Origin of the sequence: Delftia sp. DS1230 (assembly GCF_040112715.1) — a bacterium.
In the GTDB taxonomy this organism is placed as follows: Bacteria; Pseudomonadota; Gammaproteobacteria; order Burkholderiales; family Burkholderiaceae_C; genus Comamonas; species Comamonas tsuruhatensis.
Window position 1 is genome coordinate 4,247,713 of the sequence record NZ_CP157763.1, and the last position, 26,011, is coordinate 4,273,723.

Genomic DNA, 26,011 nt, shown 5'->3' on the forward strand with positions numbered 1-26,011 from the left:
CCGTGCGCTCAGTGATCGCTGCCCGCAAGAAAACGGCGTGCCTGGTCGCGCGCCCCGTCGAAGATCTGCCGGGCCATAGGCTGCGGCACGCTGGCCGGCAGGCGCGGCTGCAGCCGGGCTATGGCACCGTCCAGCGCCTCGACCATCTCCACCATGCTTTCCCACAGGCCTGCGATGCGCGTGGTCTCGGCCAAGGCCTTCCAGTGGCGGCGCTGGATCTCGGCCAGGCGGTAGTGGCGGCTGCGCCCCGGCAGGGCCATGGCCATCCTGGCGCGCTGGCGGGCGATCTTGCCGTGGCCATGGCCGATGATGGGCCAGGCCGACAGCACGTCGTACAGCGGCGTCATCTCATAGCCGCCGCCCGGCTGCAGAAACACAGAGAAATTCTTGGCATGCCCGTCCGTGGCCGCCAGCAGCCAGAACGCCAGCTGGGCCATCACGAAGCGGGCGCAATCCTGGGCAGGCTCGCTGCCATGCTGCAACACCTGCAGGCACTGCAGCATGCCGGGCCCGCCGTGGGTCTCGTACTTGTTGGCGCTGGCAACGCCGCGCACCTGGCAGAAATCCTCCTGGGGCAGACGCGCAATCCAGCCCTGCGCCGTCCAGGCGCGGTCAAAGCGCTCCACGCACAGCACCTGCTGCCCGCCAAAGCTCTCGATGCTGCTGTCGGCCGCGGCAAAGCCCAGCTCGGCCAGCAGGCGGGCGCACAGCCACTCATTGGCCACTGACTCGCTCAGGTCGTAGTGCCAGTGCGGCACCACGCCGATGGCCGGCTTCAGGATATGCGTGGTCGGCGTCGCACCCAGCGGGCGGCACCACTGGCCGCCATGGCGCAGCACCGCCGTCTTCTCCTGCGCACCGGCGATGGACAGCCGGAACTCCTGGTCCACCTCCAGCGCGCCAAACCCGCCACCCAGGCTGGCCAGGTGCTCCGCAATCTGCGCCTCGCTCAGCGGCTCGAAGCGCACCTGGTCGAACCCTTCGGGCACGGCCCCCTCGGGCAGCAGCTGCACGGCACCCACGCAATCGCGGCCAATGGCCTCCAGCAGCGAGAACGCATCGGCCCCGCGCAGCCCGAAGCGCTGGTGAATGCGCCGGCGAATGCCCTCGCCGTCCGGCAGCAGGTTGTCGAAATAGTGGGCCACCACCTCGCCCGCCACCGTCAGGTCGCGGGTGAAGGGCATGGACAGTGACAGCGGCCGCGCATGCGCGCTCTGCGGCCAGGCCGGGTCATAGGCGAACACATGGCGGCCCGTGCGCGTGACCTCCCAGGTGCCCACCCGCTCCCCATTCATCCAGACGCCCAGCGCCGCCATCACCAGGACCCTTTCGGCTTGCGGTCCTGCCAGTGCGGCGGCAGCGCCTGCGGCTTGAAGGCCACGGGGCGGTCGGCGGGCTTGCGGGGCACGTTGTCACTCGCGTACGGTTGTGGAGCGGGCTCGGCAACCTTCGACGCAGCAGGTCCAGGTCCAGGTCCAGGCACAGGCACAGATGCAGACGCAGGAGAAGCCACCGCATCCGCCCTGGGCCGCATGAGCAGATCGGCATCCAGCAGCTGCAGGATCTCCATCAGCTGGCGCACGCTGATGGCGGCCGGGTCACGCTCTATCGCCGCCACACGCGACTGGGACACGCCCAGCCGCTGTGCCAGTTCAGCCTGGCTCACGCCAGCGGCCTTGCGCAGCGACTTCAGGTGCAGCGCAAGCTGATCGGGCAGTTGCAACAGGTGGTCCATGGTGTTCTCCTGGCCAGGGCATTCAAAATATCATCTCAAGATGATGAATTGAAATTATCACTCTAGAATAATATTGTCAAGATATCATATTGGAGTGATATTTCTGGCAGCCATCCTGCCTACAACCGTGCCGCGATGTCCTCGGCCGTCTCTCGGTAATAGGTATTGAACAGCTCGTTGATATCCACGTGGCCGCTGATGCGGGCCAGCGTCATCACATCCACGCGCTTGCTCAGCCAGGTCAGCGCCGTGGCGCGCAGGTCATGGAAGCGCAGGCCCTGCACCATCACCCGGTCGCGCAGCTTGCGGTAGAGCGTGTCGCGGCTGGCGTCGCTGATGGTCCAGTAGGCGTCGCGCCCGGCAGCCTCGGCGGCGGCGTCCAGCACGCGCAGCAGGCGCACGGCACGGCGCGTCAGCGGCACATGGCGCTCGCCCACCTTGGCCTCGGTCTTGTGGTGCGGCAGGTGGTAGACCCGGCGCTTGAGATCCACATTGCTGCGGCCCATGCGCAGGATCTCGCCGCTGCGCATGGCCGTGTGCAGGGCCACCAGCATGGTCCAGGCCGTCTGCTCCATGGCGGTGACAGGCGCCAGGCGCGGCGAGACATTGGCCGAGCGCAGCATGCGCCGCACCTCGCTCCACTGCCCCGTGCGCCGGCGCGCATGGGACTTGGCCGGCAGCTTGATCTCGGGCCAGGGGCTCTTGCCCACCCATTTCCACTGCTTGACCGCCAGCGTCCAGATGGGACGGAACTGCTGCGCCTCGCGCAGCACGCTGGCGCCAGAGACCTGCTGCAGCCGCGCATCGCGCCAGCGCGCCAGGTCGTCGCCCGTGATCTCGTGGAAGACCTTGGAGGCCAGCTCGGGGAACTCGCGCAGCCAGGCATCAAAGCGCAAATGGTCGGCCCGCGCCGTGCTGGCCGTCTTTTTGTCGGTGACCTCGCGCCGATAGCGCTCCACCGCCTCGGCCAGCGTGCGCCGCGGAAACTCCCCGCGCGCACCGGCCAGAATGGCCGCCTCCTCGGCCACGGCCCAGCCCTGCGCCTCGGCCTTGGTCGCCCGCGTGGCGGTGCGCCGGATGCCCGCACGCTCCACCTCGGCCCGCCAGCCGTTCTTCACCTTCCGGAAATACGCCATCCCACCTCCTGCAGCCCGCGCGGGATCACAAGCGGGATCTGCGCGGGATTGTGATGTGATTTTGCGCTGTTTTGTGCCGGTTTCAACCTGCTCCGTTTTGCCCCCAGAACCCAGAAAAAAGCCCGCCTCCTCTACAGGAAGCGGGCTTGAGCAGTGTTCGCCACAGTTGAGCGGCGTTGGTGCGTGGTGCGCGGGGGGGGACTCGAACCCCCACACCATTGCTGGCGTCAGGACCTAAACCTGGTGCGTCTACCAATTTCGCCACCCGCGCTGGTTCTTGGGGAGCCGCCTGCGCGGCGGCTCCTAGGTCAGGGCGCAGATTCTAGCCGCAATTGCGGGGTGCATTGCCATACCCCGGATTTGAGCGGCGGCCTCTGCGTTTTCGCCGCCTCAATGCGTGGGCTCGCGGCGCACGCGGAACACGGCGGCGTACATGGCCGGCAGCGCCAGCAGTGTCAGCACGGTGGCCACGATCAGCCCGCCCATGATGGCCACGGCCATGGGGCCCCAGAACACGCTGCGCGACAGCGGGATCATGGCCAGCACGGCGGCAGCAGCCGTCAGCACGATGGGGCGCAGGCGGCGCACGGCGGCTTCGATGATGGCGTCCCAGGCCGGCACGCCGCGCGCGCGGTCGGTCTCGATCTGGTCGATCAGGATCACCGAGTTGCGCTGGATCATGCCCATCAGCGCCACCACGCCCAGCAGCGCCACGAAGCCGAAGGGCCGGCCCAACAGCAGCAGCGCCGCCGCCACGCCGGGAATGCCCAGCGGCCCGGTGATGAACACCAGCAGTGAACGGCTGACACTGCGCAACTGCAACATGAGCAGCGTGAAGGTGAGGAACAGCATCACGGGCACACCAGCGACGATGGCGTCCGAGCCCTTGGAGCTTTCCTCCACGGCGCCGGCCACATCGATGCGGTAGGCCGTGTCGCCCGCGGCATGCCAGCGCGCCTCGATCTCGCGCAGGCCCGGCAGCAGCGCATGGGTCAGCGTTGCGCCCTGCAGGCCCTCGCGCACATCGCCCTGCACGGTGATGGCGAACATGCGCTTTTCTCGCCACATCACGCCGGGCTCCCAGACCATCACGGGCTTGGCGATCTGCGTGAGCGGGATCGACTTGCCCGATGCCGTGGGCAGGTAGGCATTGGCGATATCGGTGATGGCGTCGCGCTCCGAATACGGCGTGCGCAGCACGATGTCGATGAGCTTGTCACCCTCGCGGAACTGGCCCACGGTGGAGCCGCTGAGCATGACGCGGGCCGCCTGGGCGATGGCCTGACTGCTCACGCCCAGGGCGCGCGCCTTGTCCTGGTCCACCTCCAAGCGCACGGCCTTGACGGACTCGTTCCAGTTGTCGTTGACGCCGCGCATGTCGGCGTTGGCGATCATGGCCTGCTTGACCTCGTCGGCATAGGCACGCAGCTTTTGCGGATCGGTGCCGGACACGCGGAACTGCACCGGATAGGGCACGGGAGGCCCGTTGGGCAGCAGCTTGACGCGGCCCCGCACCTCGGGGAACTCCTGGGCCAGCAGCGCCGGCAGCGATTTGCGCAGGCGCTCGCGCGTGGGCAGGTCCTGGGCGACCAGGATGAACTGCGAGACGTTGTTCTGCGGGAACACCTGGTCCAGCGGCAGGTAGAAACGCGGCACGCCCGAACCTACCCACTCGCTGACCGTGCGCACGCCGTCCAGCTGCATGAAGCGCTCTTCCACGCGGCGCGTGACGGCCTCGTTGGCGGCCAGCGACGTGCCCTCGGGGAACCAGATGTCCACCAGCACTTCGGGCCGGCTGGAATCCGGGAAGAACTGCTGCTGCACGCGCGACATGCCCACCAGGCCCAGCGCGAAGACCAGCACCGTGATGGCGATGGTCAGCCAGCGGTGCGTCACGCACCAGTTCACGGCGCGCCTAAAGCGGTTGTAGAACGGGCTGTCGAAGACTTCATGCTCGGCTGAGGACGCATTGAGGTTGGTCTCCTCGATGGGCACCTCGCCCGAGGCCACCTCGGGCGGCAGCGTGGCCGCGTGCGGCGGGCGCTTGAGCAGCAACATGCCCAGGTAGGGCACGAAGTACACCGAGGCGAACCAGCTGAGCACCAGCGCAATCACCGTCACCGCGAAGATGGCGAAGGTGTACTCGCCCGTCATGGACTTGGCCATGCCGATGGGCAGGAAGCCCGCCGCCGTGATCAGCGTGCCGGTCAGCATGGGCTTGGCCGTGATCTCGTAGGCAAAGGTGGCGGCGCGGTACTTCTCGTAGCCCTCCTCCATCTTGCGCACCATCATCTCCACCGCAATGATGGCGTCGTCCACCAGCAGGCCCAGCGCGATGATCAGCGAGCCCAGCGACACCTTGTGCAGGCCGATGTTCCAGTACCACATGGCCAGGAAGGTCGCGGCCAGCACCAGCGGAATGGTGATGGCTACCACCAGGCCCGGGCGCGGATCGATGTACCAGCGCTTCCACAGCGGCTGGTGGCCCTCGCGCTTGTGCAGGCCCAGGCTGATGAAGCTCACGGCCAGCACCACCACCACGGCCTCGATCAGCACCTGCAGGAATTCGTTGACCGAATCGGCCACCGCCTTGGGCTGGTCCTGCATGTTGGCCAGCTCCACGCCGGCCGGCAGCGTGCGCGCGATGTCGCCCACGGCGCCGCGCAGGGACTTGCCCAGGCGGATGATGTCGCCGCCCTTGGTCATGGACACGCCCAGCGCAATCGTCTCGCGCCCCTGGTGGCGCACCTTCACATTGGCCGGATCGGCATAGCCGCGGCGGATCTCGGCGATATCGCCCAGGCGCAGTTGCGCGCCCGATGCGCCGCGGATCGGCATGGCGCGCAACTCGTCCACCGCCAGGAACTGGCCGGCCACGCGCACCTGCACATCCTCGCGCGGCGTCTGCAGCACGCCTGCGCCCTCGATGGCGTTTTGCTGGCCCAGCTGGCCGAGCACCTGGTTCATGTCCAGGCCCAGCTGCGACAGGCGGCGCTGCGACAGCTCGATGTAGACCTTCTCGTCCTGCACGCCGAACAGCTCGACCTTGGCCACATCGGGCACGCGCAGCAGCTGCTGGCGCACGTCGTCGGCCATGGTCTTGAGCTCGGCGTAGCTGAAGCCGTCGGCCTGCAGGGCGTAGATCACGCCATAGACATCGCCGAACTCGTCATTGAAGAACGGCCCCTGCACGCCCTGCGGCAGGGTGTAGCGCATGTCGCCGATCTTCTTGCGCACCGTGTACCACAGCTGCTGGACATCGCCGGGGCGCGAATTGTCCTTGAGCTGGAAGATGATCAGCGACTCGCCGGGCTTGGAGTAGCTGCTGATCTTGTCGGCGTAGGGCACCTCCTGCAGCGTACGCTCGATCTTGTCGGTGACCTGCTCGGCCATCTGCTGCGCCGTGGCGCCCGGCCAGTTGGTGCGCACCACCATGGCGCGGAAGGTGAAGGGCGGGTCTTCGTCCTGCCCCAGCTGGAAGTACGAGGCAAAGCCCAGCAGCAGCAGCACGACCATGAAATAGCGCGTCAGCGCCACATGGTCCAGCGCCCAGCGCGAAAGATTGAAGTGCCCGCCCTGCGGCGCCTTGTGCTTGGGCCCGCTCATTGGGCCGCTCCGCTGGACGCAGCACCTGCGGAAGCTGCGGCACCTGCGGCGGCAGGCGCCTGTGCCGGCTGCTGCGTCTTGTCATACCGGTCCTGATAGACCGTGACCTTCTGCCCGGGCGTGAGCACATGCACGCCGGCGGCCACCACCTGCATGCCGGGCGTCAGGCCGGCGGCAATCACGGCCTCGTTGCCATCGGCCGTGGCCAGTTGCACGGGCTGCAGCTTCACCGTGCTGCTGGCGGCATCGAACACCCACACGGCCGTGCCCTGGCCGCCGCCGCCTTCCTGGCGCAGCGCCGTGGTCGGCAGCTTGATCACGGGCTGGCCCGTGGGGCCCATGCCCTCGGGCAGCGCATGGACCGTCGCGCCCAGCGGCGGCACGGCGGCCGCATCCGACGCGGGCAGTGCCACCTTCACCTGGTAGGTGCGCGTGACCGGATCGGCACTGGCCGCCACCTCGCGCACCTGGCCCTGCAGCGGCTGCATGCCGGCCGACCACGGGCGCACATTCACTTTCTGGCCCACGCGGATGGCGCCGCGCTTGTCTTCGGGCACCACGAACACCACGTCGCGCGGGCCGTCCTGGGCAATACGCACCACGGGCGAGCCGGCCGACACCACCTGGCCGGGCTCGGCGTCTATGCCGGTCACCACGCCGGGCACATCGGCCAGCAGTTGCGCATAGGCCTCCTGGTTGCTCTGCGATGCCAGCTGCGCCTTGGCCTGGTCCAGCGTGGCCTGGGCGGACTTGAGCGTGGCCTCTCGCCGCTCCAGCTCCGCACCGCTGATGAAATTCTGCGCCTTCAGCTGCGAGTAACGCCTCACATCGGCGGCGGCAAGATCGCGCTGCGTGGTCGCGGCCGCCACCTGAGCGCGCGCGGCGTCAGCTCCCAGCCGGTAGTCGCTGGCATCGAGCCGCGCCAGCAACTGACCTGCCTGCACGTGCTGGCCCAGCTCCACCTCGCGGCGAACGAGCTTGCCGGCCACGCGAAAGCCCAGGCGCGACTCTATGCGCGCGCGCACCTCGCCCGCGTATTCCAGTTGCGTGTCCAGCGCGCCCACGCCTACGGTGAGCAGCTTGACGGCGCGCACCGGCTCGGGCGGCGGCTCGGCCTTGGAGCAGGCGCCCAGCGCCAGCGCGGCGGCCAGGCACAGAGGGGCAAGAAGAAGATGGCGCGGCAAAGCGGGCGCGGCAGGGTTCGATGGCAAGTCGGGCATGTGGATCCGGGAGGGCTGGTGCGAAAAGCGGCTGCGGGCTGCAAGATCCGGGCAACATGCCGCGGCAGCTGGCTGGCGCCGTTTACTGACTGACGGGTTAGTAATTTAGGAGAAGCCCTTGAGCCCGTCAAGTGAAATGCATGGCCTTGCGCGCAGCATCGACAATCGGCCACCGTGAAGTCCACCGCTCCCACCCTGCCCGCCTCCCCCGCCCCGGTCACGCACTACGAGAACTTTCCCGTGGCGTCCTGGCTGTGCCCGCCCCGCTTGCGCCCGCCGATTGCCGCGCTCTACCACTTCGCACGCACTGCAGACGATCTGGCCGATGAGGGCGACGCCACGCCGCCCGAGCGCCTGGCCGCGCTGGCCGCCTACCGTGCCGACCTGATGGCGCTGGGCACCGAAGGCGAGGCCTCCATGCTCGCCCGCACGGCCTGGCCTCTTGTCTTTGCAGGGCTGGCGCCGCAAGTACGCGCCCACCAGCTGCCGCTGGCGCTGATGGACGATCTGCTCAGCGCCTTCGCGCAGGACGTGCGCAAGACCGAATCCGGCACCACCTACGCCGACCGCGCCGAGCTGCTCGACTACTGCCGCCGCTCGGCCAATCCCGTGGGCCGGCTGCTGCTGCATCTGTACGGCGTGGACGATGCCGAATCGCTGGCCCGCAGCGACGCCATCTGCACCGCCCTGCAGCTGATCAATTTCTGGCAGGACTTCAGCGTGGACCTGCCACGCCAGCGCCACTACCTGACCGATGCCGACTGCGCCGCCCATGGCGTGCGGCGTGAAGACCTGCGCGCCGAGCCCGCTGCACTGACCCCTGCCGTGCGCGCGCTGTTGGCCGACCAATCGGCCTGGGCGCGTGCACTGATGCAGTCCGGCGCACCGCTGGTGCACCGCCTGCCGGGCCGCATCGGCTGGGAGCTGCGTCTGGTCGTGCAGGGCGGGCTGCGCATCCTGGACAAGGTCGATGCGCTGCAGGGCGCCAGCCTCTACCGCCGCCCCACCATCGGCAAGGCCGATGCGCCGCTGCTGCTGTGGCGCGCCCTGCGCATGTGATGGCGGGCCGGCCGTTGCGACACCCAGGCTTTGGCTCCCAGCCGTCCATGGGACAATCCCGCCCCATATGAATCCGGATCAGTACGTCCAAGACAAGGCTGCCGCCTCGGGCAGCAGCTTTTATTACGCCTTCCTCTTCCTGCCGCGCGAGCGCCGTGCGGCCATCACCGCCTTTTATGCGTTCTGCCGCGAAGTGGACGACGTGGTGGACGAAGTCTCCGACCCCGGCGTGGCCGCCACCAAGCTCGGCTGGTGGCAAAACGAAGTGCACCAGGGCTTTGCAGGCAAGCCCTCGCATCCCGTGATGCGGGCGCTCATGCCGCACGCTCCGGTCTACGCCATCGAAGAGCGCCACCTGCAGGCGGTCATCGACGGCTGCCGCATGGACCTGGAGCAGACCCGCTACCTCGACTTCCCGGGCCTGGCGCGCTACTGCCACCTGGTCGCAGGCGTGGTCGGCGAAGTGGCCGCGCGCATCTTTGGCCAGACACAGGAAGAAACCACCGCCTACGCCCACAAGATGGGTCTGGCCTTCCAGCTGACCAACATCATCCGCGACGTGGGCGAGGACGCCATGCGCGGACGCATCTACCTGCCCATCAGCGAGCTGCAGCAGTTCGACGTCAAGGCGCATGAGATCACCAAGCGCGAATACTCGGACCGCTTCACCGCGCTGATGCGCTTTCAGGCCGAGCGCGCCCACCGCCTCTACGACGAGGCCCTGGCCCTGCTGCCCGCGGCCGACCGCCGCACGCAAAAGCCCGGCCTGATGATGGCCAGCATCTACCGCACCCTGCTGCGCGAGATCGAGGCCGACGACTTCCGCGTGCTGCACCAGCGCATCAGCCTGCCGCCGCTGCGCAAGCTGTGGCTGGCCTGGAAGATGCAGGCGCTGGGACGCATGGCGCGGTGAGCAGAGCCAGCGCCAAGGACACGCCTCGCGCCGCTCAGCCGCGCGCCGCCATCCTCGGCGGCGGCTGGGCCGGCTTCGCGGCCGCCCTCACGCTGGCGCGCAGCGGCTGGCACATCACATTGCACGAGGCCGCACGCGAGCCCGGCGGCCGTGCACGCGGCATGGACCTCGACACGCCACAGGGCCCGCTGCGCGTGGACAACGGCCAGCACATCCTCATCGGTGCCTACACCGAAAGCCTGCGCCTCATGCGCGAAGTGGGCGTGGACCCTGAACGGGCGCTGCACCGCCAGCCCATGGCCCTGCCCTATATCGATGGCAGCGGCCTGCGCTTTCCCGACTGGCCTGCGCCGCTGGATGCGCTGGCCGGCATCGCCACCGCACGCGGCTGGAGCCTGGGCGAGCGTGCAGCCCTGCTGGCGCGCGCCGTGCGCTGGCGGCTGGCGGGCTTTCGCTGCGCGCCGCAGGCCACCGTGGCCGACCTGTGCGCCGGCCTGCCGCAGCGCCTGGTCAGCGAGTTCATCGACCCGCTGTGCATCTCGGCACTCAACACGCCCATTCACCTGGCCAGCGGCACGGTGTTCCTTCGCGTGCTGCGCGATGCGCTGTTCAGCGGCCGTGGCGGCTCGCATTTCCTGGTGCCGCGCCGTGACCTGGGCAGCCTGTTCCCGGCGCCGGCCGCGCAGTGGCTGCAGGAGCGCGGCCACGCCGTGCGCCTGGGCAGCCGCGTGGCCGAACTGCAGCCCCAGGGACCGCACTGGACGCTGGGCGCAGCCCAGGCCGAAGATGCGCCCTTCGACGCCGTGCTGCTGGCCTGCCCCGCGCCCGAGGCGGCGCGCCTGGCACTCACCGCCGCAGAGCACGACAGCCTGCCTGCACGCGACGGCATAGCCCTGCAGCGCTGGGCGCAACTGTCCCAGGACCTGCAGCACCGCCCCATTGCCACCGTCTATGCGCAGGCCTTTGACGCCTCACACACATTGCCCCCGGGCGCGCCCTGGCTGGCGCTGCGCTCCACGTCCGATGCCCCTGCGCAATTTGTCTTCGACCGTGGGCAACTCGGCGGCCCTCAGGGCCTGATGGCCTTCGTCATCAGCGACAGCGCATCGGACCGCGAAACCCTGCAGGCCCAGGTGCTGGCCCAGGCCCAGGCGCAGTTGGGCTGGCATGGACTGGTTGCGCTGCGCACCGTGATCGACAAGCGCGCCACCTTCGCCTGCCTGCCGCAGCTGCAGCGCCCCGGCATGGAGTTGGGCCACGGCCTGTGGGCCTGCGGCGACCATGTGGATGGACCGTATCCGGCCACCATCGAAGGCGCCGTGCGCAGCGGCCTGCAGGCGGCCGAGGCCATCGGACAGGCCCTGGGAGCCGAGGGAAAAGCCTGATCCCCCGGGTATCTCCGTAGCCTGCAGACCCTGGTTTGACAGCAGATTGACAGCCGCCGGCGCCACCATCGCTGGCGCCGCATCCGCTGCCCATTCACTACAACGATAGCCAGGAGACCAGACATGCCTTCGCGCGACTTTCTTCACCACGCAGACCTGCCCCCGCTCGGCCGCCGCCAACTGCTGGCCGGCACGGGCGCCATGGCCCTGTCTGGCCTGCTGCCTGCGGCCGCGCTGGCGCAGGATGCCTGGCCCACACGGCCCATCCGCTTTGTCGTGCCCTTTGCGCCGGGCGGCAGCTCGGAAATCGTGGCGCGCTCCACGGCGGCCGAGCTGTCCAAGACCCTGGGCCAGAACGTCTTCGTGGACAACAAGCCCGGCGCGGCCGGCAACATCGCCATGCAGGAAGTGGCGCGCGCCGATGACCAGAGCACCGTCATCCTGGGCCACATCGGCACGCTGGCCGTCAATCCCTACATCTTCGACAAGCTGCCCTACGACGCCAACAAGGACTTCCAGCCCGTCAGCCTGCTGGCCAAGGTGCCCAGCCTGTACGTGGTCCACCCCGATGTGCCGGTCAAGAACCTGCGCGAACTCATCGCCTACGCCAAGAAAAAGCCGGGCCAGCTCAGCTACGGCTCGGCCGGCAATGGCAGCGCCGGGCACCTGGCCTTCGAGTACCTGAAGATGACGGCCGAGATCTTCATGCTGCACGTGCCCTATCGCGGCACGGGGCCCATGATGACGGACCTGATGTCGGGCCGGCTGGACGCCGCCTCGGTCGGCGCCGCCGCCCTGCTGCCCTTCATCAAGGCAGGCAAGGTGCGCTGCATCGCCACGGGATCGACCCAGCGCCTGCCCCAGTTGCCCGATGTGCCCACCGTGGCCGAGCAGGGTTTCCCGGGCTTCGAGATGACGCAGTGGTACGGCATGCTCGCCCCCTCCAGCATGACCCGAGCCCACGTGGACAAGCTGGCCGCCGAGTGCGCCAAGGCCGTCAAGGCGCCCGACGCGCTCAAGCGCCTGCAGGGCGATGCGGCCGAGCCCATCGGCAGCACGCCCCAGCAGTTCGCGCAGTTCATTGCCTCCGAGCAGACACGCTGGCAAAAGGTGCTCAAGCGCGCCCAGGTCAAGCCGGACTGAGCGCACACGGACTGACACCCCCAGGCGCAGGCCCCGGCATCAGCTGGCCGGGCCAGCCTTCTCGGCCATGGCGCGCAACACGCCCTGGCTGGCCTTTTGCACATGCTCGGCGCTCAGGCGCGCGGCTTGGTCCGCGTCGCCCTGCTCTATTGCCGTCACGATGGCATCCAGCTCGGCCAGCGTCTGCGGCAGGCGCCCGGGCTGGGACATGGAGATGCGCCGCAGCACCGTCACGCGGTTGTTCAGCTGCCGCAGCATCTGGCCGGCCACCAGATTGCCGCAGCCCTCGATCAGGATGTCGTAGAACTGGTTCTTGATCGCCAGCAGGGCCACCTTGTCGCTGGCCACGGCGGGCACGGCCAGCTCGCCCAGCTTGGCGCGCAGCGCGGCGCGCTGGCCTGCCGAGGCATGCAGCGCAAAGCCCCGGCTGGCCAGCCCCTCCAGGCTGGCCCGCACCTCGTAGATATCGCGCACTTCCTGCACCGAGATGTCCGTGACCTCGGGGCCCCGGTGCGGAACGATGGTGATCAGCCCCTCGGCCTGCAGGTGCTGCAGCGACTCGCGCAGGCACGAACGGCTCACATCAAGGCTCTCGCACAGTTCGCGCTCGGACAGCTTCTGGCCCGGCGCAAACACGCCATCGAGGATGGCCGTGCGCAGGGTCTGCGTCGTGCGCAGGCGCAGCGACGTTTCTTCGCGGGGGACACGCAACATCTGGTTCATGGGACGAATCCTACCCGCCAATCCAGGGGCCGGACGGACTGACGGATTGTCATACACACACCTGGCCCGGCAGGCAATCCTGATTTTCATCAAGTAGGATTGTCTGACAATCTGATTAAATCCACTCCACCGAAAGACACCCTCACCGCCTTCCATCAGGAGTTTTCATGACCCGAGCCTATGCACCCAAGAACCCCGCCCTCTTCGACCAGGGCCTGTCCACTCGCCGCGAGGTGCTGGGCGCCGAGTATGTCGATGCGTCCATCCAGAACGCCACGGACTTCAACATCGACATGCAGGAACTGGTCACCCAGTACTGCTGGGGCGATGTCTGGAACCGCCCCGGCCTGGACCGCAGGACGCGCTCCTTCCTGAACCTGGCGATGATCACGGCGCTGAACCGCCCCCATGAACTCAAGCTGCATGTGCGCGGCGCCATCAACAACGGCCTGACCAAGGAAGAGGTCAAGGAGGTCTTCCTGCAGACCGCCATCTACTGCGGCGTGCCCGCCGCCATCGACTCCTTCCGCGTGGCTTCGGAAGTCTTCAAAGAGATGGACATCTGAGGCACGCAGCATGACCACCATAGGATTCATCGGCCTCGGAATGATGGGCCAGCCCATGGCCCACCTGCTGCACGCCGCAGGGCACGCCCTGGTCATCCGGGACGCCGTGCCCGCCGCCACCGCACGATTCGCGCAGGAGCATGCGGGCGTGGCCGTGGCATCCGGCGCGGCCGATTTTGCCGGCTGCAGCGTGGTCTTCACCATGCTGCCCGACTCCCGCATCGTCGATGCCGTGGTCGGTGAACTGGCACCGCACCTGCCGCCCGGCGCCTGCATCATCGACATGAGCTCGGCAGACCCCAACCGCACGCGTGCGCTGGCCGGCCTGCTGGGCGAGCGCGGCATCGGGCTGCTGGATGCGCCGGTCTCCGGCGGCGTCAAGCGCGCCATTGCGGGCACGCTGTCCATCATGGTCGGGGGCGATGCGGACCTGCTCGCCCAGCACCTGCCGCTGCTGCAGCGCATGGGACAGGCCATCACCCATGTCGGCCCCGTGGGCGCAGGCCATGCGCTCAAGGCGCTGAACAACTATGTCTCGGCAGCGGCCCTGATCGCCACGGCCGAGGCCATCCACGCAGGCGCGGCCTTCGGCATTGCGCCGGCCACCATCGTGGACGTGATCAATGCCTCCACCGGCAAGAACAACACCACCGAAAACAAGGCGCACCAGTTCATGCTGAACGGCGCCTTCAACTCGGGCTTCTCGCTGGCGCTGCAGGCCAAGGACGTGGGCATCGCCCTGTCGCTGGGCCAGGCCATGCACACGCCCATGGCATTGGCCGAACAGGTCAGCGCCATGGCGGCCGACGCATCCAGGTCCCTGGGACCCGCCGCCGACCACACCGAGCTGTACAGGTACGTGGCCCCGGCCTGAGCCTGCGCCGTCTCGCCGTCGTCAAGGGCCGCATGCGGCCCTTGCCTTCCTGCCTCACGCCACCAAACACGCCACCGACAACCGGCCGCACAGAGCCGGCGGCCCCTGCACGCGCCTCCAGGAGACAAACCCATGCGCCCCCTCATCCGCAATCCCCTCGCCCAGACCCTTCTCGCCGCCGCGCTGGCAGCGGCCAGCCTTGCCGCCCAGGCCTTCCCCAACAAGCCCGTCACCATCGTCGTTCCCTACGCGGCCGGAGGCTCCACCGACGTACTGGCCCGCGTGCTGGCCGAGGCCATGACGCGCGACCTGGGCCAGCAGGTCATCGTCGAGAACCTGGGCGGCGCCGGTGGCACCATCGGCACCAGCCGCGTCACACGTGCCCAGGCCGACGGCCACACCCTGCTGCTGCACAACATGGGCATTGCCACGGCACCCGCGCTCTACAGCAAGCTCGCTTTCGATGTGAGGCGCGACCTGGAACCCATCGCGCTGGCCGGCGACGTACCCATGATCCTGGTGCGCAGCAAAGGCTTTGCGCCCGCCACGCTGGCGGATTTCATCGCCCACATGAAGGCCAAACCGGGCGAAGTGCGCTTCTCGCATGCCGGCGTAGGCGCCACCTCCCACCTGTGCGCCATGCTGCTGCTGCAGACCACCTCCACCGAGGCCACCCTGGTGCCCTACCGTGGCACGGGCCCGGCCCTGCAGGACCTGGTGGCAGGCAATGTCGATGTCATCTGCGACCAGCCCGTGGCCACCGGCCCGCACATACAGGCGGGCATGCTCAAGGGCTACGCCGTCGCCACGCGCGAACGCCTGCCCTCCCTGCCCGATGTGCCTACCTTCGCGCAGGCAGGCCAGCCCGGCTTCGAGCTTGCCGTATGGCACGGCCTCTACGCCCCGCGAGGCACGCCCCAGGCCGTCATCGAGCGCCTCAACAAATCGCTGCGCACCGCCCTGGCCGAACCCGCCCTGGTCAAGCGCTTCACGGACATGAGCGTCATCATCCCGCCCGCAGACCGCCTCACCCCCGACGCCCTGCGCCAGCACACCGCCGCCGAAATCAAGCGCTGGGACCCGGTGATCAAGGCTGCGGGGGCCAAGGCCGAGTAACGCCGCACGACGACGGCACCGGCCTGCGGGCCACGACATCAAAGCGATGCCAGTGCTTGGGGCCCCGCATGCTGGGGGCCATGCCATCGAACTCATTGAAGGCCAACAGCTCCATGCCATCCAAAAGGCGCAAGACCTGATCACGCGAATGAAAGCTCATGGACTGCGAATCGGCCCAGGCATCGCGCGGCCCGAAAAAATGACCGGCGAACACACCGCCCGAACGCAGCGCAGAACGCACCAGCGACCAAAACGCATCGAAGTACTCAGGATGGCAAAAGGGCAGGCTCAGCCCAGCGTGGATCAGATGCGCTGCAGGCAAAGAGGAAAGATCCTCGAAACGGCAAGCCTGCAGCGTCAAAGCGCCGGACGCCTGCGATGCCAGGGGGCGCAAGCCCTCGATGGCCGCAGGTTCGCTGTCGATGGCGTGGACGCGCCAGCCGGTATTGAGCAGCACGCGGCACTCATGGCCCGCGCCACAGCCCAGATCGATGGCCGCTCTATCTGCCGTATCACCCGCCAACGCGTCAAGCGCCTGCACCAGCAGGGGAGATATCTTGCGTCCCTCGGTAAAGCGGTAGTAGTCCGTCCAACTCATGGGTGTGACGCCTGCGGCGTCATCTCTCCATCCACCACTGGATGACGATCTTGGCGATGTAGCCCACAAAGCCCACGCCCAGGCCCAGGAAGATCACGAAGGTGCCGAACTTTCCTGCCTTGGACTGGCGCGCCAGCTGCAGGATGATGAACACCATGAAGAGGATGAAGGCCCCCACGCCATAGGTGAGGAAGAAATGGGCGATCTGTTCTTCTGTATACCCGAATATCACGACAACACCGTCCTACATCCTCCCCTGCAGGCCCGGCCGGTCCGGGCCCGCCCGGCTCAACGCGCCGGAAAGGCCGACGCATCGACCAGATCGCGGTACGCGTGCCAGCTCGCGTGCCCCAGCAGAGGCATCACGGCCACCAGTCCCAGCAGCCAGCTGCCCAGGCCCAGCAGGGTCAACAACACAATGAGGGCGGCCCACAGTGCCAGAGGCACAGGGTTGGCCAGCACGGCCAACCAACTGGTCAGCACGGCCTGGCGCACCGTCACCCGCCTGTCCAGCATCAGCGGCATGGCCACCACGCTGGACGCAAAAATAGGCGCTGCCAGAAAACTGCCCAGCGCCAGCCATATCGCAAACAACTGCCCGTCGCGGGCCAGCACCACGTGCTGCACGAAATCCGCCGGAGTGGCGATGCGAACGGGCGAGAGCACCGTGATCAGCGAGGCCGACACCAGCACCCAGCCCGTGGCCGCCAGCGACAGCAGCAGCCCGAACTGCACCAGGCACCAGTAGCCGCCCTGCCCCTCAGCCTTGGCCGCATGGCCGTTTTGCCAGCGCGTCCAGGTGCGCCGCACCAGGGACAGATCGGCAGCCTCGCCACGCTCCAGCGCACGGCTGATGGCGTAGAGGCTGGTTGCCACGACAGGGCCGACGATCAGGAACCCCGACAGGGCACCGGCCATCAGCCAAAAGCGATTGTGCCCCAGCGTCAAGATCAAAAACCCGATCAAGGTCAAGACCAGGCCATGTGCCAGGCTCAGCGAGGGCGCCCTGGCCATGTCGCGCGCGCCACGCGCCAGCCAGCTCAGGGGGTGTTTCCAGCCGATGCTGCGCACGGCGGGGAGGACGGGGGGGTGGAGGAAAGCTGTGCTGTGGCTGATGGGCATGGCGTGGCGCGGCTTCGCGGGCAGGCAGGGTCAGCTGTCAGCCAGCCCCTGGCACAACTGCGCAAGGCTGGCCACCGTGACGTGGGGCGTGGACCCCTCGTGAGGCCATGCTACGCCCGTGCGGTTGAGCCAGACTGCGTGCATACCCGCATCCATGGCGCCCAGCGCGTCGAGCCGCGCGTCGTCGCCAATGTGCAGCACCTCGTCAGGCGCCACGCCAGCCGCCGCCGCTGCCGCGTGGAAAAAGCGCACATCGGGCTTGGCCATGCCGGCCTTGCTGGCGCTCAGCGCGGCATGGAAATGCTCGCCAATGCCCACCACGTGCACGCTGGCGTTGCCGTTGCTCAGCGCCACCACGGGCCAGCGCGCGGCCAGGAACTGCAGGGCGGGCAACGCGTCCTCGTACAGGTCCACGCGCTGGCGCTCGGCAAAGAAAAGATCGAAGGCCGGCTCGGCCAGCGCGCCGTCGTCGCCATTGCGCTGCAGCGCCAGGCGGATGGACTCGCGGCGCAGGCCGCTCAGGTCATGGGCCAGGTCGGGACGATCGCGCTCGATCTGCACGCGGATGGCGCGCACGGCGGCCACGTCGCGCAGCGCCGCGGCCGTGGCCGGCGCATGGGTGTGCAGCCAGTCCAGCAGCACCTGTTCGGCACGCGAGATGGCCGGCCACACAGGCCACAGCGTGTCATCCAGATCGATGGATATGGCGCGGATGCGGCCGCTGCGGCGCAACTGCTGCAAGGCGGTCAGTGCAGGGGCAAATGAGGATTCGGCGAGGGGAGCGGTGGTGGCTTGGGACATGGTCCGAGCATAGCGAAGGCAGCCGCTGCAGGCTGCCGCCGGGTCATCGGGCTCGCATGGCAGGCCGCCGCGTCCTGCCACAATCGGGGCCATGCCATCCCGCTTTGCGCCAGAACCCCCATTCCGCCACGACCAACCCCAGCGCACCGCCGTGCTGCTGTGCAACCTTGGAACGCCCGACGCGCCCACGGCCCCGGCCGTGCGCCGCTACCTGGCGCAGTTCCTGGGCGACGACCGCGTGGTCGAGATCCCCAGGATTGCCTGGTTGCCCATCCTGCACGGCATCATCCTGCGCACGCGGCCGGCCAAGTCGGCTGCCAAGTACGCCACCGTCTGGCATGAGAAGGACGGCTCCCCCCTTCAGCACTGGAGCGAGCGCCAGGCCCTGCTGCTGCGCGGCTGGCTGGGCGAGGCCGGGCACAACGTGCTGGTGCGCCATGCCATGCGCTACGGCAACCCGTCCATCCCCAGCGTGCTCGATGCCCTCAAGGCCGAAGGCGCCACGCGCATCCTCATCCTGCCGCTGTACCCGCAGTACTCGGGCACGACCACGGCCAGCGTGTTCGACGCGGTCTACGACTGGGGCCGCACCCAGCGCCACATCCCCGAGCTGCGCTTCGTCAACCGCTACCACGACGACGCTTCCTACATCGACGCGCTGGCCCAGCGCATCGAGGCCCATTGGCGCGGCAACGGCCGTGGCGAGAAACTGGTCATGAGCTTTCACGGCGTGCCCGAGCGCACGCTGCACCTGGGCGACCCCTACCACTGCGAATCGCGCAAGACCGCACGCCTGCTGGCCGAGCGCCTGGGCCTGTCGCCCTCGCAATACCTGGTGACCTTCCAGTCGCGCTTTGGCAAGGCCAAATGGCTGGAGCCCTATACCGAGCCCTCGCTGATCGAGCTGGCACGCAGCGGCACCAAGCGCGTGGACGTGGTCTGCCCCGGCTTCACCAGCGACTGCCTGGAAACGCTGGAGGAAATCAGCCAGGAAGCGCGCGAAGCCTTCATGCATGCCGGTGGCGAGCAGTTCGAGTTCATTGCCTGCCTCAACGACAGCGCGCCCTGGATCACGGCGCTGAGCCGCATCGCCCAGCAGCATATGCAGGGCTGGCCCACGCAGAAGGCGCCGCAGGCCGAACTCGACGCCAGCCTGGAGCGCGCCAAGGCCGTGGGCGCACAGCGCTGAGGCCGTTCTGCATCTTCTGCGCCGCGCCATATAACCCTGCCTCATGAGCAGAATGCATAAGCGTCTTTGTATATAGATGCTGCAAGCGGGACAATTGCACTCCAGTTGCTTGTTCCGCCGGTCTTCCATGATCGGCCTCAGCCATCATGACCAAGACCTTTTCCCCCGCTCTGCACTTGGCGGCCCCGCTGCTGGCGCTCGGCCTCGCCTGCACCGCCTTCGGCACGGCCCACGCCGCCGAACCCCTGCTCACCCCTGCCGGCGTGCAGGCCGCCGCCGGCCAGGACGCCGTGCGCATCATCGACATCCGCGACCCCAAGGCCTATGGCGAGCGCCATATCCCAGGCGCGCTCAACGCCCCCTACGGCAAATGGCGCGGCCCCGCCACCAACCCTGGTGAACTGCCGGAGCTGCCCAAGCTCACCGAACTCGTGCAGTCCCTGGGGCTGACGCCCGCCACCCACGCCATCGTGGTCTCCTCGGGCGCGGACGCCACCGACTTCGGCGCGGCAGCGCGCGTGTACTGGACGCTCAAGCTGCTGGGCCTCAAGGAGCTGTCCGTGCTCAACGGCGGCATGAAGGCCTGGAACGAGCAAAAGCTCCCGCAGGACAACGAGGCCGTCAAAGTCGCTCGCAGCAGCTACCAGCCCCAGCTCGACACCAGCCTGATCGCCACGCGCGAGGACGTGGGCCAGCACGTCAGGCTCAGCAACGCCGCCCTGGTGGACTCGCGCCCCGACGCCTTCTACCAGGGCAAGACGCGCGCACCCGCCGCCAAGCTCTCGGGCACCCTGCCCGGCGCGCAGCAGCTGGACTTCAACCAGTGGTTCGTGCCCGGCACCTCCACCTTTGTCGATACCGCCACGGCCAAGCAGATTGCGGCCAAGGTCAAGCGCGAGCAGGGTCAGGACATGGTGGCCTTCTGCAACACCGGCCACTGGGCAGCCACCGACTGGTTCGGCCTGTCCGAAGTCGCAGGCCTGCCGGGCGTCAAGCTGTATGCGGGCTCCATGGTGGACTGGACGCAGCAGGCCGATGCGCCGCCCATGGCCAACCAGCCCGGCCGCGCCGAATCCCTGGCCTACGACGCCAAGCAGTGGTGGGAAAAAAAGTTCAAGTAAACACCCCCTGAGGCGCTTCGCGCCTTCCCCCGTGGCACGGCGCCTCTCTACCCGCTTCGCGGGGGAGGGCGACTGCATGGAGAAAAATGATATGAAACGACTTCCTCTTGCGGCCATCCTGGCCGTTTTCTTTGGCTGGCTGCTGTGGAGCGTCTCGGTGCGCCAGGCCGCGCTGTTCGCCGTGGGCCTGGGCCTGGGCGCGGTGCTGGCCGGCAAGCGCTTCGGCTTCACCACGGGCTGGCGCATGCTGATCGAGGACAAGGACGCCAGCGGCGTCTTCGGCCAGTTGCTGCTGCTGGCGCTGGCCGCCGCCCTGGCCATGCCGCTGCTGGGCCACTATCCCGAACTCACGGCTGCCCTGGGCCCGCCCAGCATCAGCCTGCTGGTGGGTGCCTTCGTCTTCGGCCTGTGCATGCAGATTGCAGACGGCTGCGGCAGCGGCACGCTGTACAAGGCCGGCATGGGCATTCCCATGAATGCGGCCATCCTGCCCGTGTTTGCCATCGGCAGCTTCCTGGGCAGCCTGCACCTGGGCTGGTGGCTGGACCTGGGCAACACCCAGCCCGTGGGCCTGGTCACGGCCTGGGGCTGGGCCCCTGCCCTGCTGGCCACGCTGGCGGCGCTGGCCGTGGTCGCGCTGGGCGTGGCCTGGTATGTGCGTGGCGCCAACGTGGCACTCAAGCGCCCGGCCAAGCCGCTGTTCGTGCGCAAGTGGGTGGTGGGCGCGGTGCTGCTGGCCGTGCTGGCCACGCTCAACCTCGTCATTGCGGGCCAGCCCTGGGGCGTGGTCTACGGCTTCGGCCTGTGGGCCGCCAAGATCGCCAACGCCACAGGCGCCGTGGACCTGGCCGGCAACTGGTTCTGGAGCCAGCCCGGCAACGCCGCGCGCCTGCACGAGACCGTTCTGCTGGACGTGACCAGCATCACCAACATCGGCATCCTGGGCGGCGCCCTGTGGGTGGCCGCCGCCAAGCCCGTCAATGCCAAGCCGCTCACGGGCACGCAATGGATGGTGGCCCTGGTGGCCGGCCTGGTGCTGGGCTACAGCTCGCGCCTGGCCTTCGGCTGCAACGTGGGCGCCATGCTCTCGGGCATCTCCACGGGCAGCATCCACGGCTGGATCTGGGTGCCGCTGGCCTTTGCCGGCACCATCTTCGGCCTGCGCATCCGCCGCCACTTCAATTTCTGAAAGGACCCGCCATGACACAACAGAACAGCCTGCGCGCGGTCTTCTGGGCCGTGCTCGTCCTCTTCCTGGCCTGGGACCACCTGCACTCGCCCCCCGTGGACCTGCGCTTCGAGGCACCGCTGATCGCGGCCGGATCGGGCAAGGCCACGCAAGGCGGGCATTGCTCGATGCCGGCGGGCAAATAGACCAAGGCTAAGGTCAGGGGACGCTGGGCGCCGGCCCCTCATCCGCGCCAGCCGTCACGGGCAGCGGCGCGGTTTCCACGTCGAAGCCAGCCGCCTGCCAGGCCTTGAGGCCGCCCACCAGCGGGCGCACGTTGGCGAAGCCCGCGCGCTGCAGCTGGCGCGCCAGCCGCGCGGCCGAGATTTCATTGGGACAGTCGCAATAGACCACCACCCCGTGGGGATGGTCGTGCTGGGGCAGCAGGTGCGCATGCGACTCGCCGCCATCGCGCGGGCGCAGCTCCCAGGACTGTGCACCCGGGATATGGCCCTGGCGGTACTGCGGCAGGGCGCGCACATCGATCACCGTGGGCTGCATGCCCTGGGCATGCAGGCCCGCCAGCTCGCGCACCGACATGCGCGGCATGCGCAATGAACGCACCATGCGGTGGCGCTGCCACCACTTGCGCACGATGAACAGCCCCAGCGCCACGGCCAGCAGCAACAGACCCCACTGGCCCAGCGCGGTGAGCACGCCCAGCAGGTCTTCCACCGTGGAGCTGAACAGCGAGCCCAGGTACACGGCCGACCCTACCCAGATCAGCGCACCCAGCCCGTCATACAGCACGAAGCTGCGCAGCGGCGTGCCCATCACGCCGGCCAGCGCGCTGGCGATGGAGGCGAAGCCCGGCACGAACTTGGCCACCAGCAGCGACCTTGCGCCCCAGCGGCCGTAGACGGTCTCGGTCTGGCGGATGCAGGCATCGGGTGACAGCGAGATGCGGCAGATGCGTCCCAGCACACGGTGGCCGTAGGCCTTGCCGGCCTGGTACCAGAACAGATCGGCAATCAGCGCCGCGCTCACGGCCACGGCCACCAGCCACAGCAGGCGCACCCAGTCGGCGCCTTCCAGCGCACCGGTCACGACCAGCACCGGGTAGGCCGGAATCGGCGCGCCCAATTGCTCGACGAACACATTGAGAAAGACGATGCCGAAGCCGTACTCACGGATCAGCTCCACCAGAAAACCCATGTCAGGCCTCTCTTGCCCAGACGGTGCCCGCACCCGAAAAAGAAGGCGAGGCTGCACCCGTCGCAAATGCTAGCGCGGCTGCAACATCCGCGCCCGGCCCGGGTTGATGCTCAGCCGCGCTGCAGATGCTCCAGCACCCATTGCCAGTGCGCGGGCACGTTCAGCGCCGGCGCATGGCCGCAGCCGGGCACCTCCTGCCAGTGCAGCAGGCCGCGCGCGCCGGGGCCGCGCGTGGTCATTTCCCTGGCCACCTCGGGCAGCACCAGGTCCGAGTCCACACCCCGCAGCAGCAGCACGGGGATCTCCAGCGCGTCGTAGTGCGGCCAGATGCCGTAGTCGTCGTCATGGGCCGTGAACTGCTCGATCATGGCCGGGTCGTAGTGCGGCGTGACGCGCCCATCGGGCAGGCGGCGCACGCTGGTTTCGGTGAGCTTGCGCCACTCGGCCTCGCCGAGCCAGCCATAGGGCCGGTAGGCCTGGCGAAAGAAGGCCTCCAGCTCGCCCACGGTGTCGAAGGCCGGCGGCTCGCCCGCATAGGCCTTGATGCGCGCCAGCGCTGACTCGGCCAGTTGCGGCGCATTGTCGTTGAGCACCAGCGTCGCAATGCGTGCGCGCAGCGAAGGCTCGAACAGGCCCGAGGCGCAGACCGTGCCGATGGCCCCGCCCATGGACGTGCCCACCCAATGCGCGCGCTCCAGCCCCAGCGCATCGAACAGCCCGCGCGCAATGCGGGCGTAGAAGCCCAGCCGGTATTCCTCGCGCGGCGCGCGGCTCCACTGGCTCAGGCCCCGGCCCAGCGTGTCGGGGCAGACCACGCGCCAGCCCTGCCCCGCCAGGAACTGCGCCAGCGCATCCATGTCGCGCCCCGTGCGTGCCAGCCCGTGCCAGGCGATGACCGTACCTGCAGGCTCCGCGCCGGGCGCAGGCTGCCAGTCCATGTAGTGGATCTCATAGCCCGAGCAGTGCGCGTAGCGGGAATCCGGCACGGCAACAAAAGGGGATGCGGACGAGGGTGATGCTGTGGAAGCCATGGAAGAAATCTCTGTGCAGGAGCGGCCGGCCGCCGTGGCAGCCGGCCGCCCCGGGGCCTGGCTCACTCAGGGATGCGGATCAGCCCGTCGCTGACCTCGATGGTGTTGGCCGTTGCGGGCCGCGTCACGAAGGGCGGCACCTGGGCCGCCGTGATGGCAGGCGCCGCGCCCGGCTGGCCGCCGCGCGGCGTGGTGCGCACCACCTGGCTGGCCGGCAGTGCCGTGCTGCTGCGCAGGTTGGCCCACACGGCATCCATGGCCTGGTTGAAGTACGGGTGCAGCGGCACGAAGCGCGTGTCGAAGCCCGAGAACGGCAGGAAGGCATCGAAGTGCTGGGCATTCACCACCTCGATATAGCGCAGCCGCGTGCTGGAGCCATCCAGGCCACGGTTGAGCACCGTGTAGGCGCGCGCATTGTGGTTGACCGGCACCAGCGCATCGCTGCGGCCCGCCACGATGATGGTGGGCTTGCCGCGCAGCCTGCCGGTATGCAGCACCTCGTTGATGCCGGCGCGCACGGCGTCGCTCTGGGCGCGCGTGGGCACGCTGCTCTCGGACAGGTTGAAGCCGGTCACCGGATCGAAGCCCGTCACCAGCGCGTGCTGGCACAGCGCGTTGTCCAGGCCCAGGTCGGCCACGCGCGTGGAGGGCGACACGGCAAACTGCCAGGCCTTGGCCCCGCCCACCGAGTCGTTGTAGACCACCGTGGCGGGCGTGCCGTTGGCCGTGCCATTGGCCGTGGCAAAGCTCTGGGCCAGCGCGGCCCCCGTGGCGGGCACCACGTCGCCCGTGGCATTGGCGGCCGCAAAGCTGGTGCGGCACAGGTTGGCATCCACGCCAAACCGGCCATAGGCCATGGTGTACATGGCCGACAGGATGGGGCCGTTGCCCAGCGCGTAGTGGGCGTTGTGCATGCGGTCGTGGTCACGCGTCCAGCCGTACAGGCGCAGCTTGCTCAGCGCATTGGCGGCGCGGTCGGCCGTGGTGGCGCCGATGACCAGGCCCTTGGCGGCCAGGCTGGTGCAGCGTGCCTCGGCACGCGCCGTCATGGCGGTGAGGCCTATGTAGTTGAAGATCGAGGTCTCGGTCAGCGCCGCATCGGGAGCCAGCGCCGCGCAGGGCTGGTAGATGTTGCCGTAGGTGGTGTACTCGGCCAGCGTGCGGCCCGGGTTGGGCATGGTCGCATTGCCCACGGCAATCGTGTAGCCCTGGCGCGTGGGCATCTCGGTCACGGGTTCGGAGGCCACCACGCCGTCGATCAGGCCGTCCGTATCCAGCTCGGCCGCACGCAGCACGGCCGCGCCGCCGTTGGAGGCCGAGCCCGCCAGCACCAGCGTGTTGTCCTTGCCGAAGGGCACGGGGTCCTGCGTGGTGCCATAGCGGGCATTGAGCACGTACAGCGCATAGCGGGCCGCGGCCAGCGTGTCGTTGCCCCAGTCCTTTTCAGGGTTCTGCTGGGAGTGCGCGTGCTTGATGGCGATGCGGTTGGGAAACGCAGCGTTGTAGGCGGCGCGCGCCGCATCGGTCAGCCGCGCGGCAAAGAAGGACAGGCTGCCGGCATCCGTGCGCGTGGCGCGCGTGCCGTCCAGCTTGTTGACGGTGTCGTCGCTCAGGTTGTGCAGGCCCACGCCCTTGCCCGCATCGGTCAGCGCCACGGCGCAGCCCTTCTTCAGGCCCCACTCGCCCGCCGTGCCGATGGCGCCATACACGCCGCGCGAGCCAGAGGACGGGCCCAGCACGATGCAGGGCCGGTTGCGGTCAAAACTGTCCGGCACCTGCACGGCCACCATGGTCTGCTTGCGGCCCGTGCCGTCGTCCAGCACGGCCAGGTACTCGCGCCCGGGGATCAGCCCTTCGCCCGTGGTCACCTGCCCGTCTGCCGTGATGTTGGGGCCGTACAGCGTGCCGTAGCCGCCGCCCGCCGTGGGGTCCAGGATGCCCCGGTAGTTGGAGTACAGCGCATTGCGCCGCAGCTCCGCCGCCGTGGGATTGGCAGGGTCCGCGTACAGGGGCGCGGCTGCGGCGCCCAGGCCCGTCTTGCCCAGGCCGCCCGTCAGCAAGTCCTGCGTGGCCGCCGTGGCGCCCGTGCCGGTGGCCGTGGCCGGATACACCGTGGCGCCCAGTTCGGTAAAGCCCTTGGGCAGGTCGTTGCTGGGTTCATGCTCGCCGCTGCCGCAGGCTGCCAGCGCGGCCGCCGCCAGCGCCGTGAAGGCCCAGCGCCAGGGGGTTGCAGGAATCGACGACACCATCTCTTCACGCTTCAACATGCCCATCTCCTTGTGGTAGTTCT

24 protein-coding genes and 1 tRNA gene are annotated in these 26,011 nt (G+C 68.7%); 11 read left to right on the plus strand and 14 right to left on the minus strand.

Going from position 1 to position 26,011, the window contains the following annotated elements:
* Nucleotides 1–8 precede the first annotated feature (8 nt).
* The 6 genes from AAN986_RS19200 to AAN986_RS19225 form a co-directional block, all read right to left on the minus strand.
* Nucleotides 9–1,316: a type II toxin-antitoxin system HipA family toxin gene (locus AAN986_RS19200; protein ID WP_047218337.1), complete on the minus strand. Its 1,308-nt coding sequence runs from the start codon at nucleotides 1,314–1,316 to the stop codon at nucleotides 9–11.
* Nucleotides 1,316–1,735 (minus strand): helix-turn-helix transcriptional regulator, encoded by a 420-nt coding sequence (locus AAN986_RS19205; RefSeq protein WP_047218336.1) that lies wholly within the window; start codon nucleotides 1,733–1,735, stop codon nucleotides 1,316–1,318. Before AAN986_RS19205 ends, AAN986_RS19200 begins: the two co-directional genes overlap by 1 nt.
* Before the next feature lie 119 nt (nucleotides 1,736–1,854).
* Nucleotides 1,855–2,871 (minus strand): tyrosine-type recombinase/integrase, encoded by a 1,017-nt coding sequence (locus tag AAN986_RS19210; RefSeq protein WP_047218335.1) that lies wholly within the window; start codon nucleotides 2,869–2,871, stop codon nucleotides 1,855–1,857.
* 184 nt (nucleotides 2,872–3,055) lie between these two features.
* A tRNA-Leu gene (locus AAN986_RS19215) sits at nucleotides 3,056–3,142 on the minus strand.
* A 119-nt stretch (nucleotides 3,143–3,261) separates the two neighbouring features.
* Nucleotides 3,262–6,477, minus strand: coding sequence for an efflux RND transporter permease subunit (locus AAN986_RS19220; RefSeq protein WP_047218334.1), 3,216 nt, complete (start codon nucleotides 6,475–6,477; stop codon nucleotides 3,262–3,264).
* Complete coding sequence (locus tag AAN986_RS19225; protein ID WP_047218333.1) at nucleotides 6,474–7,697, minus strand: efflux RND transporter periplasmic adaptor subunit; 1,224 nt, start codon at nucleotides 7,695–7,697, stop codon at nucleotides 6,474–6,476. Before AAN986_RS19225 ends, AAN986_RS19220 begins: the two co-directional genes overlap by 4 nt.
* A 174-nt stretch (nucleotides 7,698–7,871) precedes the next feature.
* On the opposite strand from AAN986_RS19225, the gene hpnC reads away from it, so the two are divergent.
* The 4 genes from hpnC to AAN986_RS19245 all read left to right on the plus strand — a co-directional run bounded on the left by hpnC (nucleotide 7,872) and on the right by AAN986_RS19245 (nucleotide 12,197).
* A complete protein-coding gene (gene hpnC / locus AAN986_RS19230) occupies nucleotides 7,872–8,756 on the plus strand; it encodes a squalene synthase HpnC (RefSeq protein WP_047218332.1) in 885 nt (294 codons plus the stop codon).
* 67 nt (nucleotides 8,757–8,823) lie between these two features.
* Entirely contained in the window at nucleotides 8,824–9,669 is an 846-nt protein-coding gene (hpnD, locus tag AAN986_RS19235) for a presqualene diphosphate synthase HpnD (RefSeq protein WP_349335436.1), read from the plus strand.
* On the plus strand, nucleotides 9,666–11,054 hold the full coding sequence (gene hpnE, locus AAN986_RS19240) for a hydroxysqualene dehydroxylase HpnE (protein WP_047218331.1): 1,389 nt from the start codon (nucleotides 9,666–9,668) through the stop codon (nucleotides 11,052–11,054). Before hpnD ends, hpnE begins: the two co-directional genes overlap by 4 nt.
* A gap of 123 nt (nucleotides 11,055–11,177) precedes the next feature.
* A complete protein-coding gene (locus AAN986_RS19245) occupies nucleotides 11,178–12,197 on the plus strand; it encodes a tripartite tricarboxylate transporter substrate binding protein (protein ID WP_034367499.1) in 1,020 nt (339 codons plus the stop codon).
* Between the two features lie 39 nt (nucleotides 12,198–12,236).
* On the opposite strand, the gene AAN986_RS19250 is transcribed toward AAN986_RS19245, so the two are convergent.
* Nucleotides 12,237–12,920, minus strand: coding sequence for a GntR family transcriptional regulator (locus AAN986_RS19250; protein WP_016454064.1), 684 nt, complete (start codon nucleotides 12,918–12,920; stop codon nucleotides 12,237–12,239).
* Between the two features lie 167 nt (nucleotides 12,921–13,087).
* Between AAN986_RS19250 and AAN986_RS19255 the strand changes: the two genes are divergently transcribed.
* The 3 genes from AAN986_RS19255 (at nucleotide 13,088) to AAN986_RS19265 (ending at nucleotide 15,476) form a co-directional block, all read left to right on the plus strand.
* Nucleotides 13,088–13,486: a carboxymuconolactone decarboxylase family protein gene (locus AAN986_RS19255; protein WP_012204485.1), complete on the plus strand. Its 399-nt coding sequence runs from the start codon at nucleotides 13,088–13,090 to the stop codon at nucleotides 13,484–13,486.
* A 10-nt stretch (nucleotides 13,487–13,496) separates the two neighbouring features.
* A complete protein-coding gene (locus AAN986_RS19260) occupies nucleotides 13,497–14,360 on the plus strand; it encodes an NAD(P)-dependent oxidoreductase (RefSeq protein ID WP_047218330.1) in 864 nt (287 codons plus the stop codon).
* A 132-nt stretch (nucleotides 14,361–14,492) separates the two neighbouring features.
* Nucleotides 14,493–15,476 (plus strand): tripartite tricarboxylate transporter substrate binding protein BugD, encoded by a 984-nt coding sequence (locus tag AAN986_RS19265; RefSeq protein WP_016454061.1) that lies wholly within the window; start codon nucleotides 14,493–14,495, stop codon nucleotides 15,474–15,476.
* On the opposite strand, the gene AAN986_RS19270 is transcribed toward AAN986_RS19265, so the two are convergent.
* From AAN986_RS19270 to AAN986_RS19285, 4 genes are read right to left on the minus strand one after another with little or no spacing between them, the layout of a single operon-like run.
* Nucleotides 15,448–16,074 carry a class I SAM-dependent methyltransferase gene (locus AAN986_RS19270; protein WP_047218329.1) on the minus strand — a complete coding sequence of 209 codons (627 nt, stop codon included), beginning with the start codon at nucleotides 16,072–16,074 and terminating at the stop codon, nucleotides 15,448–15,450. The genes AAN986_RS19265 and AAN986_RS19270 overlap by 29 nt on opposite strands.
* 19 nt (nucleotides 16,075–16,093) lie before the next feature.
* Nucleotides 16,094–16,306 (minus strand): DUF2788 domain-containing protein, encoded by a 213-nt coding sequence (locus AAN986_RS19275; protein ID WP_046240878.1) that lies wholly within the window; start codon nucleotides 16,304–16,306, stop codon nucleotides 16,094–16,096.
* A gap of 56 nt (nucleotides 16,307–16,362) precedes the next feature.
* Complete coding sequence (locus AAN986_RS19280; protein WP_047218328.1) at nucleotides 16,363–17,196, minus strand: DUF2189 domain-containing protein; 834 nt, start codon at nucleotides 17,194–17,196, stop codon at nucleotides 16,363–16,365.
* Nucleotides 17,197–17,226: 30 nt separating this feature from the next.
* The gene (locus AAN986_RS19285) at nucleotides 17,227–17,997 is read right to left on the minus strand and encodes an HAD family hydrolase (RefSeq protein ID WP_016449602.1); all 771 of its coding nucleotides are present in this window, start codon (nucleotides 17,995–17,997) and stop codon (nucleotides 17,227–17,229) included.
* A 91-nt stretch (nucleotides 17,998–18,088) separates the two neighbouring features.
* Here AAN986_RS19285 and hemH point away from each other — a divergent pair, with 91 nt between their 5' ends.
* The 4 genes from hemH (at nucleotide 18,089) to AAN986_RS19305 (ending at nucleotide 21,681) form a co-directional block, all read left to right on the plus strand.
* Nucleotides 18,089–19,186 carry a ferrochelatase gene (gene hemH, locus AAN986_RS19290; RefSeq protein ID WP_047218327.1) on the plus strand — a complete coding sequence of 366 codons (1,098 nt, stop codon included), beginning with the start codon at nucleotides 18,089–18,091 and terminating at the stop codon, nucleotides 19,184–19,186.
* A 146-nt stretch (nucleotides 19,187–19,332) separates the two neighbouring features.
* Complete coding sequence (locus tag AAN986_RS19295; RefSeq protein WP_047218326.1) at nucleotides 19,333–20,307, plus strand: rhodanese-like domain-containing protein; 975 nt, start codon at nucleotides 19,333–19,335, stop codon at nucleotides 20,305–20,307.
* 91 nt (nucleotides 20,308–20,398) lie between these two features.
* Entirely contained in the window at nucleotides 20,399–21,496 is a 1,098-nt protein-coding gene (locus AAN986_RS19300) for a YeeE/YedE thiosulfate transporter family protein (protein WP_047218325.1), read from the plus strand.
* Between the two features lie 11 nt (nucleotides 21,497–21,507).
* Nucleotides 21,508–21,681, plus strand: a complete 174-nt coding sequence (locus AAN986_RS19305; protein ID WP_016449605.1) for a hypothetical protein — start codon at nucleotides 21,508–21,510, stop codon at nucleotides 21,679–21,681.
* A 13-nt stretch (nucleotides 21,682–21,694) separates the two neighbouring features.
* Here AAN986_RS19305 and AAN986_RS19310 read toward each other — a convergent pair whose 3' ends face one another.
* The 3 genes from AAN986_RS19310 to AAN986_RS19320 all read right to left on the minus strand — a co-directional run bounded on the left by AAN986_RS19310 (nucleotide 21,695) and on the right by AAN986_RS19320 (nucleotide 25,988).
* A complete protein-coding gene (locus AAN986_RS19310) occupies nucleotides 21,695–22,690 on the minus strand; it encodes a rhodanese-like domain-containing protein (protein WP_016449606.1) in 996 nt (331 codons plus the stop codon).
* Between the two features lie 110 nt (nucleotides 22,691–22,800).
* Nucleotides 22,801–23,721 carry an alpha/beta fold hydrolase gene (locus tag AAN986_RS19315; RefSeq protein WP_026062925.1) on the minus strand — a complete coding sequence of 307 codons (921 nt, stop codon included), beginning with the start codon at nucleotides 23,719–23,721 and terminating at the stop codon, nucleotides 22,801–22,803.
* Between the two features lie 62 nt (nucleotides 23,722–23,783).
* On the minus strand, nucleotides 23,784–25,988 hold the full coding sequence (locus tag AAN986_RS19320) for a 3-hydroxybutyrate oligomer hydrolase family protein (protein ID WP_349335437.1): 2,205 nt from the start codon (nucleotides 25,986–25,988) through the stop codon (nucleotides 23,784–23,786).
* Between the last annotated feature and the right edge of the window lie 23 nt (nucleotides 25,989–26,011).

Excerpts from the sequence above, each read along its gene's own strand:
- AAN986_RS19200 (WP_047218337.1), bottom strand. The coding sequence starts at position 1,316 with ATGGCGGCGCTGGGCGTCTGGATGAATGGGGAGCGGGTGGGCACCTGG.
- AAN986_RS19205 (WP_047218336.1), bottom strand. The coding sequence starts at position 1,735 with ATGGACCACCTGTTGCAACTGCCCGATCAGCTTGCGCTGCACCTGAAG.
- AAN986_RS19210 (WP_047218335.1), bottom strand. The coding sequence starts at position 2,871 with ATGGCGTATTTCCGGAAGGTGAAGAACGGCTGGCGGGCCGAGGTGGAG.
- AAN986_RS19220 (WP_047218334.1), bottom strand. The coding sequence starts at position 6,477 with ATGAGCGGGCCCAAGCACAAGGCGCCGCAGGGCGGGCACTTCAATCTT.
- AAN986_RS19225 (WP_047218333.1), bottom strand. The coding sequence starts at position 7,697 with ATGCCCGACTTGCCATCGAACCCTGCCGCGCCCGCTTTGCCGCGCCAT.
- hpnD (WP_349335436.1), top strand. The coding sequence starts at position 8,824 with ATGAATCCGGATCAGTACGTCCAAGACAAGGCTGCCGCCTCGGGCAGC.
- AAN986_RS19245 (WP_034367499.1), top strand. The coding sequence starts at position 11,178 with ATGCCTTCGCGCGACTTTCTTCACCACGCAGACCTGCCCCCGCTCGGC.
- AAN986_RS19250 (WP_016454064.1), bottom strand. The coding sequence starts at position 12,920 with ATGAACCAGATGTTGCGTGTCCCCCGCGAAGAAACGTCGCTGCGCCTG.
- AAN986_RS19255 (WP_012204485.1), top strand. The coding sequence starts at position 13,088 with ATGACCCGAGCCTATGCACCCAAGAACCCCGCCCTCTTCGACCAGGGC.
- AAN986_RS19260 (WP_047218330.1), top strand. The coding sequence starts at position 13,497 with ATGACCACCATAGGATTCATCGGCCTCGGAATGATGGGCCAGCCCATG.
- AAN986_RS19265 (WP_016454061.1), top strand. The coding sequence starts at position 14,493 with ATGCGCCCCCTCATCCGCAATCCCCTCGCCCAGACCCTTCTCGCCGCC.
- AAN986_RS19270 (WP_047218329.1), bottom strand. The coding sequence starts at position 16,074 with ATGAGTTGGACGGACTACTACCGCTTTACCGAGGGACGCAAGATATCT.
- AAN986_RS19280 (WP_047218328.1), bottom strand. The coding sequence starts at position 17,196 with ATGCCCATCAGCCACAGCACAGCTTTCCTCCACCCCCCCGTCCTCCCC.
- AAN986_RS19285 (WP_016449602.1), bottom strand. The coding sequence starts at position 17,997 with ATGTCCCAAGCCACCACCGCTCCCCTCGCCGAATCCTCATTTGCCCCT.
- hemH (WP_047218327.1), top strand. The coding sequence starts at position 18,089 with ATGCCATCCCGCTTTGCGCCAGAACCCCCATTCCGCCACGACCAACCC.
- AAN986_RS19295 (WP_047218326.1), top strand. The coding sequence starts at position 19,333 with ATGACCAAGACCTTTTCCCCCGCTCTGCACTTGGCGGCCCCGCTGCTG.
- AAN986_RS19300 (WP_047218325.1), top strand. The coding sequence starts at position 20,399 with ATGAAACGACTTCCTCTTGCGGCCATCCTGGCCGTTTTCTTTGGCTGG.
- AAN986_RS19305 (WP_016449605.1), top strand. The coding sequence starts at position 21,508 with ATGACACAACAGAACAGCCTGCGCGCGGTCTTCTGGGCCGTGCTCGTC.
- AAN986_RS19310 (WP_016449606.1), bottom strand. The coding sequence starts at position 22,690 with ATGGGTTTTCTGGTGGAGCTGATCCGTGAGTACGGCTTCGGCATCGTC.
- AAN986_RS19315 (WP_026062925.1), bottom strand. The coding sequence starts at position 23,721 with ATGGCTTCCACAGCATCACCCTCGTCCGCATCCCCTTTTGTTGCCGTG.
- AAN986_RS19320 (WP_349335437.1), bottom strand. The coding sequence starts at position 25,988 with ATGTTGAAGCGTGAAGAGATGGTGTCGTCGATTCCTGCAACCCCCTGG.